At 62.2% G+C, this 14,039-nt stretch carries 15 protein-coding genes; 6 read left to right on the top strand and 9 right to left on the bottom strand.

The genetic code is table 11. The annotated features are described in order from the left end of the window. Positions 1-27 precede the first annotated feature (27 nt). Both ilvN and LMJ30_RS12185 read right to left on the bottom strand, forming a co-directional pair. The gene (ilvN, locus tag LMJ30_RS12190; RefSeq protein WP_223468801.1) at positions 28-519 is read right to left on the bottom strand and encodes an acetolactate synthase small subunit; all 492 of its coding nucleotides are present in this window, start codon (positions 517-519) and stop codon (positions 28-30) included. Continuing rightward, positions 520-2,247: an acetolactate synthase 3 catalytic subunit gene (locus LMJ30_RS12185; protein WP_229432612.1), complete on the bottom strand. Its 1,728-nt coding sequence runs from the start codon at positions 2,245-2,247 to the stop codon at positions 520-522. Positions 2,248-2,724: 477 nt separating this feature from the next. Between LMJ30_RS12185 and LMJ30_RS12180 the strand changes: the two genes are divergently transcribed. The 5 genes from LMJ30_RS12180 to LMJ30_RS12160 all read left to right on the top strand — a co-directional run bounded on the left by LMJ30_RS12180 (position 2,725) and on the right by LMJ30_RS12160 (position 6,474). After that, positions 2,725-3,294 (top strand): RNA polymerase sigma factor, encoded by a 570-nt coding sequence (locus LMJ30_RS12180; protein WP_229432611.1) that lies wholly within the window; start codon positions 2,725-2,727, stop codon positions 3,292-3,294. Next, the gene (locus tag LMJ30_RS12175) at positions 3,291-3,686 is read left to right on the top strand and encodes a DUF3619 family protein (protein ID WP_229432610.1); all 396 of its coding nucleotides are present in this window, start codon (positions 3,291-3,293) and stop codon (positions 3,684-3,686) included. Before LMJ30_RS12180 ends, LMJ30_RS12175 begins: the two co-directional genes overlap by 4 nt. Next, positions 3,683-4,285: a DUF3106 domain-containing protein gene (locus tag LMJ30_RS12170; protein ID WP_229432609.1), complete on the top strand. Its 603-nt coding sequence runs from the start codon at positions 3,683-3,685 to the stop codon at positions 4,283-4,285. The genes LMJ30_RS12175 and LMJ30_RS12170 overlap by 4 nt, the downstream gene beginning before the upstream one ends. Further along, positions 4,275-4,808, top strand: a complete 534-nt coding sequence (locus tag LMJ30_RS12165) for an RDD family protein (RefSeq protein ID WP_229432608.1) — start codon at positions 4,275-4,277, stop codon at positions 4,806-4,808. Before LMJ30_RS12170 ends, LMJ30_RS12165 begins: the two co-directional genes overlap by 11 nt. Before the next feature lie 163 nt (positions 4,809-4,971). After that, the gene (locus LMJ30_RS12160) at positions 4,972-6,474 is read left to right on the top strand and encodes a helicase HerA-like C-terminal domain-containing protein (protein WP_229432607.1); all 1,503 of its coding nucleotides are present in this window, start codon (positions 4,972-4,974) and stop codon (positions 6,472-6,474) included. A gap of 3 nt (positions 6,475-6,477) precedes the next feature. Here LMJ30_RS12160 and LMJ30_RS12155 read toward each other — a convergent pair whose 3' ends face one another. Next, a complete protein-coding gene (locus LMJ30_RS12155) occupies positions 6,478-6,666 on the bottom strand; it encodes a GNAT family N-acetyltransferase (protein WP_229432606.1) in 189 nt (62 codons plus the stop codon). A gap of 435 nt (positions 6,667-7,101) precedes the next feature. Here LMJ30_RS12155 and LMJ30_RS12150 point away from each other — a divergent pair, with 435 nt between their 5' ends. Next, a complete protein-coding gene (locus LMJ30_RS12150) occupies positions 7,102-8,772 on the top strand; it encodes a methyl-accepting chemotaxis protein (RefSeq protein ID WP_229432605.1) in 1,671 nt (556 codons plus the stop codon). Positions 8,773-8,877: 105 nt separating this feature from the next. Here the strand turns inward: LMJ30_RS12150 and LMJ30_RS12145 are convergent, their stop codons facing one another. From LMJ30_RS12145 to hscA, 6 genes are read right to left on the bottom strand one after another with little or no spacing between them, the layout of a single operon-like run. Beyond that, entirely contained in the window at positions 8,878-9,615 is a 738-nt protein-coding gene (locus tag LMJ30_RS12145; protein ID WP_229432604.1) for an rRNA pseudouridine synthase, read from the bottom strand. Beyond that, positions 9,612-10,643, bottom strand: coding sequence for a low-specificity L-threonine aldolase (ltaE, locus tag LMJ30_RS12140; RefSeq protein WP_229432603.1), 1,032 nt, complete (start codon positions 10,641-10,643; stop codon positions 9,612-9,614). The genes LMJ30_RS12145 and ltaE overlap by 4 nt, the downstream gene beginning before the upstream one ends. 18 nt (positions 10,644-10,661) lie before the next feature. Further along, on the bottom strand, positions 10,662-11,555 hold the full coding sequence (locus LMJ30_RS12135; protein WP_229432602.1) for a class I SAM-dependent methyltransferase: 894 nt from the start codon (positions 11,553-11,555) through the stop codon (positions 10,662-10,664). Continuing rightward, on the bottom strand, positions 11,542-11,736 hold the full coding sequence (gene iscX / locus LMJ30_RS12130; RefSeq protein ID WP_229432601.1) for a Fe-S cluster assembly protein IscX: 195 nt from the start codon (positions 11,734-11,736) through the stop codon (positions 11,542-11,544). Before iscX ends, LMJ30_RS12135 begins: the two co-directional genes overlap by 14 nt. A gap of 12 nt (positions 11,737-11,748) precedes the next feature. Then, the gene (gene fdx, locus LMJ30_RS12125) at positions 11,749-12,090 is read right to left on the bottom strand and encodes an ISC system 2Fe-2S type ferredoxin (RefSeq protein WP_229432600.1); all 342 of its coding nucleotides are present in this window, start codon (positions 12,088-12,090) and stop codon (positions 11,749-11,751) included. A gap of 31 nt (positions 12,091-12,121) precedes the next feature. Next, complete coding sequence (gene hscA / locus LMJ30_RS12120; RefSeq protein ID WP_229432599.1) at positions 12,122-14,008, bottom strand: Fe-S protein assembly chaperone HscA; 1,887 nt, start codon at positions 14,006-14,008, stop codon at positions 12,122-12,124. Positions 14,009-14,039 lie beyond the last annotated feature (31 nt).

The following is a 14,039-nucleotide window of genomic DNA, read 5'->3' as shown; positions in this document are numbered from 1 at the left end:
ATTTTTTAGTGTGGGGTACTGGAATAATTAAACTTTGAGGATACGTTCGCCGCGGCCGATGCCCGATCCGCCGGTTCGCACCGTTTCAAGGATCGAGGCGCGGTCGATGGAGTCGATGAACGCGTCGAGCTTGCCCTTGTTGCCGGTCAGTTCGATCGTGTAGGTCTTTTCGGTCACGTCGATGATGCGGCCACGGAAGATGTCCGCCGTGCGCTTCATCTCTTCGCGTTCCTTGCCGACCGCCCTGACCTTGATCAGCATGAGCTCACGCTCGATGTGCTGGCCTTCGGTCAGGTCGACCACCTTGACCACTTCAATCAGGCGGTTCAGGTGCTTGGTGATCTGCTCGATGATGTCGTCCGAGCCGCTGGTGACGATGGTCATGCGCGACAAGGTGGCGTCTTCGGTTGGCGCAACGGTCAGGGTTTCGATGTTGTAGCCGCGCGCGGAGAACAGGCCCACTACGCGCGACAGCGCACCGGCTTCGTTCTCAAGAAGTACAGAAATAATATGGCGCATTTACAGGTCCTCCGATCCGAGCAGCATTTCGGACAGGCCCTTGCCCGCCTTGACCATCGGCCAGACGTTTTCGGACTGGTCGGTGATGAAGTTCATGAAGACCAGGCGGTCTTTCATGCCGAACGCTTCCTTCAAAGCGCCGTCGACGTCGCCCGGCTTTTCGATGCGCATGCCGACGTGGCCATAGGCTTCGGCCAGCTTCTCGAAGTCCGGCAGCGAATCCATGTACGACTCGGAATAGCGCGAGCCGTAGTCGATCTGCTGCCACTGGCGCACCATGCCGAGGAAACGGTTGTTCAGCAGGATGATCTTCGGCGTCAGGTGGTACTGCTTGCAGGTGGCAAGCTCCTGGATGCACATCTGGATCGAGCCTTCGCCGGTGATGCAGGCAACGGTCGCGTCAGGGTTGGCCATCTGCACGCCCATCGCGTAAGGCAGGCCCACGCCCATCGTGCCCAGGCCGCCGGAGTTGATCCAGCGGCGCGGCTTGTCGAACGGGTAGTACTGCGCGGCCCACATCTGGTGCTGGCCCACGTCGGAGGTGATGAAGGCATCGCCCTTGGTCACTTCCCACACTTTTTCAACGACCGATTGCGGCTTGATGAGGATGTCGGAATCCTGGTACTTCAGGCATTCGCGGCCGCGCCATTCGTCGATCTGCTTCCACCAGTCCTTGATGCTGGCCGGGTTCGGCTTGATCTCGGCGGCGTCGAGCTGGGCCAGGAACTCGACCAGCACTTCCTTGACGTTGCCGACAATCGGAATATCGACCTTCACGCGCTTGGAGATCGACGATGGATCGATGTCGATATGGACGATCTTGCGCGGGTTCGATGCGAAGTGCTTGGGGTTGCCGATCACGCGGTCGTCGAAGCGGGCGCCGATGGCGACCAGCACGTCGCAGTGCTGCATTGCCATGTTCGCTTCGTAGGTACCGTGCATGCCCGGCATGCCGACGAAGTTCTTGCTCGACGCGCGGTAGGCGCCCAGGCCCATCAGGGTGTTAGTGACCGGGAAGCCGAGCTTGTCGACCAGGCGGTTCAGTTCCGGCGCGGCATTCGCGAGGATGACGCCGCCGCCGGTGTAGATCATCGGGCGTTCGGCCTGCAGCAGCATCTGCACTGCCTTGCGGATCTGCCCGGTGTGGCCCTTGTCGATCGGCTTGTACGAGCGCATCTCGATATCCTTCGGATAGTCGTAGACGCATTTGTGCATGCTGATGTCTTTGGGAATATCGACCAGCACCGGTCCCGGACGGCCGGTCCTGGCGATGAAGAATGCTTTCTTGATGGTCGACGCCAGTTCGCGGACATCCTTGACCAGGAAGTTGTGCTTGACCACGGGGCGGGTGATGCCCACGGTGTCGCATTCCTGGAAAGCGTCCTGGCCAATGGCGTGGCTCGGCACCTGGCCGGAGATGACGACCATCGGAATCGAGTCCATGTACGCGGTCGACAGGCCGGTGACGGCATTGGTGACGCCCGGTCCCGAAGTGACCAGCGCTACCCCAACCGTATTCGAGCTGCGCGAGTAGGCGTCGGCAGCGTGGACGGCCGCCTGTTCGTGGCGAACCAATACGTGCTGGAATTTGTCTTGCTGGAAGATGGCGTCGTAGATATAGAGGACTGCCCCGCCCGGATAACCAAAGACGTGCTTGACGCCCTCTTCGGCCAGGCAACGCACGACTATCTCAGCGCCCGTGATGGGAGCTGCTGTTTCGTTACTCATGATACATTCCTTTCAAAACCCATTGGGAGGTGATCGGATGCTCTTTCCTAACGAAGACCGCGTGCCGCGACAGTGCTCAGGCTTCCCTTCTTTCTGCGGTCGCCACAATCCTTCACGTACCCATAGATACGTTACGAACTGGAGCTAAACGCAACTCGTTTGGCATGAGTTTCTGTAGCGGTTATGCGAACCTCTCACGCTTGTGGCGCGGGTTAGAGCAAACTGCCTACATATGAAAGCGCGTCAAACCGCGGGGGGCCTTGTGTGCCGGCTGCGACTGACCTGAGCTTCGGGATTGCAAAGCGTTCTGTAACCTTACTGCGTTGCACCATTTTGGTCAAGATAAAAAAACGGCATTTTTTGCTGCATAAAGGGCCAAAAACCGTAAATATCGAGCAAGGCGGCGTGTAATTTGCTAGCATGCCTCAGTTTTTCCATCCGGCCACCCTCGCCGGTCGCCCTCCCCTTATCCCTTGCATGGCAACAGATAAAGAACTCTCCGATTTTCTCGCGCATGTAGAAAAGCGCGCATTCAAGCAGGCCGTGTACGCGGTCCGCAGGGATGAGTCTGCTCTTGATATCGTGCAGGACGCGATGATCAAGCTTGCCGAAAAATACGGGGATAAACCGGCGGCCGAATTGCCGATGCTGTTCCAGCGCATTTTGCAAAACACCATTCTCGATTACTTCCGCCGCGAAAAGGTCCGCAATACCTGGATCAGCCTGTTTTCCGGGCTGGGAAAGCGCGATGGCGAGCATGACGACTTTGATATACTCGACGCCTATGAGGCGGAAGACGGATCGCAGGCGGCCGAGTCGACCGCGGACCAGTTCGAGCGCATGCAGACGCTCGGTTTGATCGAGGCTGAAGTACAAAAACTGCCGGCCCGTCAACGCGAAGCCTTCCTCATGCGTTACTGGCAAGACATGGACGTGGCTGAAACGGCCGAGGCGATGGGATGTTCGGAGGGTAGCGTCAAGACGCACTGCTCGCGGGCCACGCACACGCTGGCGGCGTCGCTGAAAGCCAAGGGAATTAAACTATGAACACCGACGACCTCAATTTCGCGTACAAGGTAAGACATGCCTTGAACGAAAACCTCGACCATTTGCCGCCCGCCACCACGGACCGACTCGCCAGCGCGCGCAAGCTCGCCGTGTCGCGCAAGAAAGCCAACGCCAGCCCGCTGCGCGCCGCGCAACGCGCCCTCGCCGGCAACGCATCGTCCCTGTTTTCGTTTGAATGGCTCGGCCGCATGGGCGTCGCCGTCCCGCTGATGGTCATGGTCGCCGGCCTGGCCGGCATCTACCAGTACCAGGAAGAGCAGCGTATTGCCGAGGTGGCCGAGCTCGACGCCGCCGTGCTGTCCGATGAACTCCCGCTGACCGCTTACCTCGACCAGGGCTTCAACGCCTACGTCGACGAGCGCGCCCAATGATCCGGACGCTCGTCCGGGTGGCCGCGCTGGCTGCCGCCGTCTCCTTGTTTGCCCAGGCCGGCGCCAGTGCGGCCCCGCCGAAGGCCGGCGCGACGCCTTCTTCTGCGGCGGCGACGAAGCCGGCATGGAAGGACCTGAACCCGGCGCAGCAGGCTGCCCTGGCGCCGCTGCAGGGCGAGTGGGACAAGATGGAAGCCGTGCGCAAGCAGAAATGGCTCGAAATCGCCAACCGCTTCGCCTCGATGCAGCCAGCCGAGCAGCAGCGCATGCATGAGCGCATGCGCGACTGGGTCAAGCTGACGCCTGAACAGCGCAAGGTGGCGCGCGAAAACTATGCGCGCGTCAAAAAGATCGACAAGGACCAGCGCAGCGCCAAGTGGGAGCAGTACCAGCAGCTTCCCGAAGAACAAAAGCAAAAACTCGCCGCCGACGCGGCGCGCAAGCGCAAGGCGGGCGCCGCCCCGTCGAAGCCGGGCGCCGCCACGCCTCCCCTGCCGTTGCCAACGCCCGTGCCACCGCAAGGCCCGGCGCCTGGCAACGTGCCGCCTCCATTCACTCCACCGGCGCAGCCGGTTCCGCCCGCACCAAATGCAAAATAGTAAGCCGATCGTCGCAACGCCTACCCTGAAACGCCGTTTTATCTGCCTGGTTTATGAAGCGTTCCTGCTGACCGCCGTGGTCATGTTCGCGCTGTTCGTGTTCCTGTTCGTGACCCAGAAACTGCAGGGCCCGGTCAAGGATTACGGCAGCCAGGTCGTGCTGTTCCTCGCCTCGGGCTGGTACTTCATCCATTCGTGGACCGGCAGCGGGCATACGCTGGCGATGAAGACCTGGCGCATCAAGCTGGTCAAGGTTGGTCACGCGACCGTGCCGTTCAAGACCGCCTTGCTGCGCTACGTGCTGGCGTGGGGCTGGGTATTCCCCGCCCTGGTTATCTGCTACGCGTTCGGGCTGACCAGCAAGGGCCAGGTCAGCGCAGCGATCGCCGTCAACGTCGCCCTGTGGGGCATGACCGCACTGCTGGACAAGAATGGGCAGTTCCTGCATGACCGCCTCGCGGGCACGCGCCTGATCCAGTTGCCGAAGCCGGTCAAGGTTCAGAAGGTCAAAGCGGCCGCATAGGCCAATTCGGCGGAGGCGGACTGCGTCCTTGTCCGCCCTACGTTTCGGCCGACGGCATCGTAGGGCGGACAAGCGCGCAGCGCGCCTCCGCCGCGTTGCCGGCAGACCACTCAGCGGACTCTTGAAGTATCATTAACTACTTCCTTTCCGTACGAGCCCCGACATGTCTACGCCACTGCCGATTGCAAAAACCGCCTCCTCCACGCTCGGCCCCCTGCCCAACCTCGTCAACCGCCACGGCTGCATCACCGGCGCCACCGGCACCGGAAAAACCGTCACCCTGCAAGTCCTGGCGCAGGCCTTGTCCGACATCGGCGTGCCGGTGTTTATGGCCGACGTCAAGGGCGACCTGTCCGGCATGGCGAAGCCGGGTGCGCTGTCCGACAAAATGAGCACGCGCCTGCAGGCGCTTGGCGTCGAGGCGCCACAATGGGCGGGCTGCCCGGTCACCTTCTGGGACGTGTTCGGCGAACAGGGCCATCCTGTCCGGGCGACGATTTCCGACCTCGGCCCGCTTCTGCTGGCGCGCATGCTGAACCTGAACGACACCCAGGAAGGCGTGCTGCAGCTGGTCTTCAAGATCGCCGACGATAACGGCATGCTGCTGCTCGATACGCGCGACCTGCGCACGATGCTGCAGCACGTGGGCGACAACGCCGCCGAGTTCCGTACCGAATACGGCAACATCTCGGCAGCCAGCGTCGGCGCCATCCAGCGCGGCCTGATCGGCATCGAGGAACAAGGCGGCGACAAGTTCTTCGGTGAGCCGATGCTCAATATCGACGACCTGCTGCAGACCGATGGGCGCGGCAAGGGCGTGGTCAACATCCTCACCGCCGACAAGCTGATGAACGCACCGCGCCTGTATTCCGTGTTCTTGCTGTGGATGCTGTCGGAGCTGTTCGAGAACCTGCCCGAAGTCGGCGACCTCGATAAACCGAAGCTGGTGTTCTTCTTCGACGAGGCGCACCTGCTGTTCGACGAAGCGCCCAAAGCCCTGCTGCAGAAAATCGAACAGGTGGTCCGGCTGATCCGCTCGAAAGGCGTCGGCGTGTTCTTCGTCACGCAAAACCCGCTTGATATTCCGGAGACGGTGCTCGGCCAGCTGGGCAACCGCGTACAGCATGCGCTGCGCGCCTACACGCCGCGCGACCAGAAGGCGGTCAAGGCCGCCGCCGAGACTTTCAGGCCCAACCCCGCCCTCGATACCGCGCAGGTGATCACCGAGCTAGGCGTGGGCGAGGCGCTGGTGTCCTTCCTGGACGAGAAGGGCCGGCCCAATATGGTCGAGCGCGCGTTCATCCTGCCGCCTGCTTCGCAGATCGGGCCGATCGACGATGCGGAGCGCAAGGACGTGACGGCGAAGTCGGTGGTGGCTGGCGTGTACGAAAAGACCGTTGACCGCGAATCGGCGCACGAGATGATCACCGCACGGGTCGCAGCCGCCGCCAAAGAACAGGAAGCGCAAGCACCCGCCCCACAAGGCAAAGCGGCGCAGGCCGGGGATTCGTCGGCTGGCGGAATGCTGGGGGGCCTGTTCGGCGGTTCGGGCAAGCGCGAATCGGCAGTCCAGGCGCTGGTGAAGTCCGCGGCGCGCAGCATCGGCTCGCAGGTGGGGCGCGAAATCATTCGCGGCGTGCTGGGCTCGATATTGAAGAAGCGCTGATGGTCAGCACGGCGCCACGACGCGCACCACCGACTCCTTATAGTCCGTGAAGCCCATGCGCAGATAAAGCTCGTGCGCATTGGCGTTGGTGCTCATGACGTGCAGGAACGGCGTCTCACCGCGCAGCAGCTGGCGCAGCACCAGCTTTGCCATCAGCTTGCGCGCGTAGCCCCTGCGCTGAGGCAGGCCCAAAAGATATTCTCAAGCGGATGCATGATCACTCATCGTTGGTTTCGCACAACCGGCAGGATAAAGAGTACCGGTATTGCAGGCTAATAAACTTACTCTCAATTAACACCTATTAATATAATTGAACAGTCGATTCTATCTGTTGCACAGTAACGTCGTTTTAATAAAGTATTGATATCGTCTTTTCCGTCCGACGGCCTTAATCGTATTTATTTACTTGCCGCTCGGCTACCCTGTTTACATCCAGGGCGCCCCATCCCCCGCCGCCTGCAGGGTGTTCACTTGATACGCTATTGCCGAACCCACGCATAGCGTACTGCCGCCCTTTAGTCAAAAAATAAGCCAGTACCAATCGGCATACGGCTCGATGCCGCGCGTCGCCGTCGGTCGATTGAGGCCTGGTCGACCACGCGCCTGATTCATAACATGGAGTACAAGATGAAGATATCAGACATAAAAATCGGTGTTCGGCTCGGCGCCGCGTTTGGCGCGGTACTGCTGCTAATGGCTGCAATGATCGCGGTTGGCATCCGGGAGTTATCTCTTATTGCCGACGCAAAAGCCGAAATGAAGTCCACGGCGTACAAGCAGCGACTTGCGGCCGATTGGCTCAAAGGAATCGCAACCAATGCCGTCCGCACCTATGCGAAGGTGAAAAGCGCTACCGCGGAGGACGAGTTGTACTTTGGCGGCGAGATGAAGAAAGCCAGCGCAGGCATTACCGAAATCCAGAAAGAACTTGAATCCCTGACGACGGCAGAAAAGGGCAAGCAACTCTTTAGCGACGTCGCCGAAAAGCGCAAGGCCTACGTGGGCATACGCGATGCCGCGTTTGCGCTCAAAGCCGATCCGGCAGGCAGCATGGACGACCTGGCCTCCATGGTCCAAACCAAACTGATGCCTGCAATGACCGCCTACACCCAGTCGGTCGAACAGGTTGCCTTGTACCAGAAATCACTGTTCGACGAAGCCGACGCCAGTATCGACGAGGTGTACGCGCGCGCAATCAGCCGCATCATCGCACTGGGCGCTGCTGCCCTGATTCTCGGCGCCATCATGGCGTGGCTGCTTTCGCGCAGCATCACGCGCCCACTCGCCCGCGCGGTGACGCTTGCCGAAACGGTCGCCACGGGCGACCTGCGCACCGAAATCGAAGTCGACTCGCGTGACGAAGTGGGCCAGCTGCTCGCAGCGCTCAAGCGCATGAATGAAAGCCTGCTGCAGACGGTGGTCGAGGTTCACACCGGCACCGACATGATTTCGACCGCTTCACAGGAAATCGCGGCCGGCAATATGGACCTGTCGTCGCGCACCGAGCAGCAGGCCAGCTCGCTGGAAGAGACGGCGTCGTCGATGGAAGAGCTGACCAGCACCGTCAAGCAGAATGCGGATAACGCGCGCCAGGCCAATGCGCTGGCCGTGTCGGCGTCGGCGGTGGCGGTCAAGGGCGGCACGGTGGTGTCGGAAGTGGTCGACACGATGGCGTCGATTAACGCGTCGTCACGCAAAATCGTCGACATCATCGGCGTCATCGATGGCATCGCATTCCAGACCAATATCCTGGCACTCAATGCGGCGGTTGAAGCTGCGCGTGCGGGTGAACAGGGCCGCGGCTTTGCCGTCGTCGCTTCCGAAGTACGCAACCTGGCGCAGCGCTCGGCCGCTGCGGCAAAAGAGATCAAGACCTTGATTAACGACTCGGTCGAAAAGGTCGACGCAGGCGGCAGGCTGGTTGACGAAGCCGGAACGACCATGGCGGAGATCGTGCAGTCGATCACGCGCGTCACCGACATCATGTCCGAGATCGCATCGGCCAGCATCGAACAAACCATGGGCATTGAGCAGATCAACATGGCGATCGCCCAGATGGACCAGGTCACCCAGCAAAATGCCGCGCTGGTGGAGGAAGCCGCTGCGGCCGCCGGTTCGCTGCAGGACCAGGCCGCAACGCTGGCGCGGGTGGTCAGTGTGTTTAACGTCGGTGAGGTTCAGGGACGGCGCGCAGCTAAGGCACCGGTTGCGGCTGTCAGGCCAACTGTAAAGCAGGCCGCGAGCAAGCCCCGTCGGCTAGCTGTGGCAAACGGCGCTGATAACTGGGAAGATTTTTAAGAATTCGGCGGATGACGCGCTTCGCGCTCTTCCGCCCTACGGTTAGCGTCATGGTGAACGTAGGGCGGAAGAGCGAAGCGTCATCCGCCGAACATCTGCAACAAGTCAGAACCGCTCGTAGTCGTGCAGGTAGCGCCACTGTCCTGCCGGCAGTCCGGCCATCGGCAGGCGTCCGATGCGGATACGCTTCATGCCAACCACCTTCAGGCCGACCATCCGGCACATATGCTCCAGCTGCCCCGGCTTGACGCCCTTGGCCGCGAAACGCAGGCGCGTTTCGTTCTGCCAGCTGACCTTCATCGGCGCGATCGGCTTGCCGTTGAACGGCAGCCCGTGATTGAGCAGCGCCAGCCCGCCTTCGCTGATCGCCCCCGAGACTTCCACGATATATTCGTTCTCGACGCGCATGCCCTCTTCCACCAGCTTGCGCGCGATGCGGAAGTCCTGCGTGTACACCACCAACCCGCTCGCCATCGTTTCAAGCGGCGACGCGATCGTCAGGTTCTGCGTGTGGCGCTTCAGGAAGCGCACCTGCTTGCCGTGGTCCGCCGGCAGCAGCGTTTCCGCGGTCACCAGGCTTAGCGCCGGCTTGCCGTCGCTGCCGATGCCCGCGTTGTAGCCTGCTGGCTTATGCAGCAGGGTGGTGACCGGCGGGATCTCTTCCGCCTTCGCATCCGGGTGCAGCACTACGTCCTGTTCATCGAGCACGCGGGTGCCCGGGTCTTCGGCCACCACGCCATCGACGCTGACCCAGCCGCCCGCGATGTATCGCTCAGCCTCCGCGCGTGAGCAGGGAATCATTTCGGCCACGCGCTTGGCCAGGCGAATCGAAGAATCGGTCATGAATTGTTGCGCCAGTCTTTGAAGAATGCGGTGAATACGGCGATGGTGCGCTCGACGTCCTGCGCGCTGATGTCCAGGTGCGTCACCAGGCGCATGCGCGGGCCGACGGTGGCGCGAATCTGCTCGCGCTCAAGCGCGGCGCGCAGCGGCTCGCACGCGGCTGCGGGCACGTCCATCCAGAAGATGTTGGTCTGCGGAGCGCTGATCTTGAGCGCTTCGATGGCGGACAAGCCGCTTGCCAGCGCGGCGGCGTTGACGTGGTCGTCGGCCAGCCGGTCAATGTTGTGCTCCAGCGCGTACAGTCCCGCAGCGGCGAGAATGCCCGCCTGGCGCATGCCGCCGCCAAGCATCTTGCGCCAGCGTTTGCCCTGCTCAATGAACTTCTTCGGGCCGCACAGCACCGAACCGACCGGCGCGCCCAGGCCTTTGGACAGGCAGACCGAGACGGTATCGAAACCTGCCGTCGCCGCGCGCAGGCTGATGCCCTGCTTGACGGCGGCGTTGCAGATGCGGGCGCCATCGAGGTGGGTGGCCAGGCCGCGCGCATGCGCAAGGCTGGTGGCCGCCGCGATGTAGTCCGTGCCGAGCACGCGGCCGCCAATCGTATTCTCCAGCGCCAGCACGCGGGTGCGCGCGAAGTGGATGTCGTCGGGCTTGATGTAGGCCTCGATGTCGGCCAGCGCAATGCTGCCGTCAGGCTGGTTGGCGATTGGCTGCGGCTGGATGCTGCCAAGGACCGCGGCGCCGCCGCCTTCATACTTGAAGGTATGCGCTTCCTGCCCGACCAGGTATTCGTCGCCGCGGCCGCAGTGAACCATCAGCGCGATCAGGTTGGTTTGGGTGCCCGAAGGAGCAAACAGTGCCGCCTCGTAGCCGAACATCTCGGCTGCCGTTTGCTGGAGGCGATTGACAGTCGGGTCGTCGCCGTAGACATCGTCGCCGACTTCGGCGCATTGCATGGCGGCGCGCATCGCCTCGCCCGGCTGGGTAACGGTATCGCTGCGCAGGTCAATCCAGTGTTCGCTCATCTTGTTCGTCTCTTGATATTATTCGGCCGCCGACATGGTTTCGGCTTCGGCCAGTTTCTCGCTGTAGAAACGCTGGCCCATCTCTTCGAGGCCCAGCGTCGCCAGCACTTCCTGCAGGCGTTCGGTCGGACGCTTGCGCGGCAAGTTCTTGTAGCTGGCGATGATCAGTTCGTTTTTCATCGAGTGCTCCCAGCCGACCAGCTCAGTCACGTTGACCTGGTAGCCATGCGCCTCGAGCTGCAGGCAGCGCAGCACGTTGGTCACCTGGCTGCCGAACTCGCGGGTGTGCAGCGGGTGGCGCCAGATTTCGGTCAGCGCGCTCTTGCCCAGGTCCTTGCCCTTGTTCTTGCGCAGGACGCTGGCAACCTCGGCCTGGCAGCACGGCACCAGCACCATGAACTTGGCGTGCTTCTTGAGCGCGAAGTCGATGGCGTCATCGGTGGCGGTATTGCAGGCGTGGAGCGCGGTGACGATGTCGATCCGCTCAGGCAGCTGGGTCGACTTCGTCGATTCGGCCACCGACAGGTTGAGGAACGACATGCCGGGGAAACCAAGGCGCTGCGCCAGTTCGGTCGACTTCTGCACCAGCTCCTCGCGCGTCTCGATGCCATAGATGCGCGAGCCGTCGTCGAGTCCCTTGAAGAACAGGTCGTACAGGATGAAGCCCAGGTAGGACTTGCCGGCGCCATGGTCGACCAGCGAAATGCCCGGATGGTCCTGCTGGATTTCCTTGAGCAGCGGTTCGATAAACTGGTACAGGTGGTAGACCTGCTTGAGCTTGCGGCGGCTGTCCTGGTTCAGCTTGCCGTCGCGGGTGAGGATATGCAGTTCCTGCAGCAGTTCGATGGACTGGCCGGGGCGCACTTCCGGCGGCAGGTTGACGCCCTGCTGTTTTGGGTCAGCGCGCTTCATCGATCCACGCCTGTTGAATCGCTTCGAGCACCTTCTCGCCGCCGCGCGTGCGGTCGTCGTCGAAGCCTTCCAGTTCCACTACCCAGTTATGCAGGTCGACGAAGCGCACGGTGGCGGGATCGACCTCGGGATGCTTGTCGTACAGTGCCTCGGCAATCGCCGGGATATCGCTCCACTTCATCGCGCGCTCCGGTCAGTGGCTTTTTTCAGCCGCGTGATTGATCGTGTACTTCGGCAGTTCGACCACGAGGTCTTCTTTACCGACGATGGCCTGGCACGACAGGCGCGACACTGGCTCAAGGCCCCATGCGCGGTCGAGCAGGTCTTCTTCGTCTTCATCCAGTTCGTTCAGCGAGTTGAAGCCTTCGCGAATCAATACGTGGCAGGTGGTGCAGGCGCACACGCGGTCGCATGCGTGTTCGATTTCGATGTCGTTCGCAAGCAACGTGTCGCACACCGACTGGCCGGTCGGCGCTTCGAGCACGGCGCCTTCAGGGCAGTATTCGGGATGTGGAAGGATGACGATTTGTGGCACGGGGTTACCTCTTGAATGTGTGTATGTTCGTTCAGACTTCGTCGAGCTTCTTGCCAGCCAGCGCGCTGCGCACGCTCTGGTCCATGCGGCGCGACGCGAAGTCTTCGGTGCCGTGCGCAAGGTCGGCCACGGCCGAATGCAGGGCCGACTGCTTGCCTGCGACGTTCGCATGATCGACCGGCATCGCGATCGCGTCGCGCACCTTGTTCATCAGCGCGAAGATCGCAATGCGTTCGTCTTCGGACAGCAGCGCGCTGTCCGATTCGAGCGCGGAGGCGGTCGCCAGCAGGATCCGTTCGGCTTCGACTTCTTCTTCGCGCAAGGCGCGCAGCATCATGTCTTCCTTGGCGGAGGTGTACGAGTCCTGCAGCATGCGCGCCACCTCGTCGTCGGCCAGGCCGTAGGACGGCTTGACGGTGATCGACGCCTCGACGCCGGAGCGCGTCTCGCGCGCCGACACCGACAGCAGGCCGTCGGCATCAACCTGGTAGGTGATGCGGATACGTGCGGCGCCAGCAGCCATCGGCGGAATGCCGCGCAGCTCGAAGCGCGCCAGCGAACGGCAGTCGGTCACCAGTTCGCGCTCGCCTTGCAGCACGTGTACCGCCAGCGCGGTCTGCCCGTCCTTGAAGGTAGTGAACTCCTGCGCGCGGGCGCATGGGATCGTCGAATTGCGCGGGATGATTTTCTCGACCAGGCCGCCCATTGTCTCGATGCCGAGCGACAGCGGCGTGACGTCCAGCAGCAGCCAGTCGTCGCCGGGGGCGCGGTTACCGGCCAGCAGGTTGGCCTGGATGGCGGCGCCAAGCGCGACGACCTTGTCCGGGTCGATGTTCGCGTGTGGGATGGTCTTGAAGAATTCGGACACCGCGCGGCGCACGTGCGGCATGCGCGTTGCGCCGCCGACCATCACGACGCCGTCCATGTCCTCTACCGACACGCTGGCGTCGCGCATTGCCTTTTTAATGGCGGTCATGGTTTTGCCGACCAGGTGCCTGGTGATCTCGGCGAAGATTTCGGCCGTCACGTTGACGTGCACGATCTCGCCCGAGTTCAGGATGGCGTCCACGGTGGTGTCGTGGTTCGTCGACAGCAGTTCCTTGGCCTGGCGCGCCTTGACCATCAGGGTCGCGGTGTCTTCGTCCGACAGCGGGGCAAGCTTGGCCTGTTCGACGATCCAGCAGAACAGGCGGTGGTCGAAGTCGTCGCCGCCGAGCGCGGAGTCGCCGCCCGTGGACAGCACTTCAAACACGCCCTTGGACAGCTTGAGGATGGAAATGTCGAAGGTGCCGCCGCCGAGGTCATACACGGCGTAGATGCCTTCGGAGCCCTGATCGAGCCCGTAGGCGATGGCTGCCGCAGTCGGCTCGCTGAGCAGGCGCAGCACGTTCAGGCCGGCCAGCTGGGCCGCGTCCTTGGTGGCCTGGCGCTGCGCGTCGTCGAAGTAGGCAGGCACCGTGATGACCGCGCCAACCAGTTCGTCGCCGAGCGAGTCTTCCGCGATCTGGCGCAAGGTGGCGAGGATTTGCGCCGAGATCTCGACCGGGCTCTTGACGCCGGCAACGGTCTTCAGCTGCACCATGCCAGGCGAATCCTGGAAATCGTAGGGCAGGTTTTCCGCGTAGGCGATGTCTTTCAGGCCGCGGCCCATGAAGCGCTTGACCGACACGACCGTGTTGCGCGGGTCGGTGGTCTGGTGCGGACGCGCCTTGTGGCCGATGTGCGCGTTCCCGTTAGGGAGGTAGCGGACGATCGACGGCAGCAGCTGGCGGCCCTCCTCGTCGCTCAATACCTCGGGAATGCCGCTGCGGACCGATGCGACCAGCGAGTTGGTGGTGCCGAGGTCGATACCCACTGCCAGGCGGTGCTGGTGCGGGGCGGTCGACATGCCGGGTTCGGAGATTTGCAGAAGTGCCATGTGATTACCGATTTCTTATTTTATGTAGCCG

The organism is Massilia agrisoli (assembly GCF_020831365.1).
Taxonomy (GTDB): Bacteria; Pseudomonadota; Gammaproteobacteria; order Burkholderiales; family Burkholderiaceae_D; genus Telluria_A; species Telluria_A agrisoli.
This window is presented reverse-complemented; position numbering and strand designations above follow the sequence as displayed.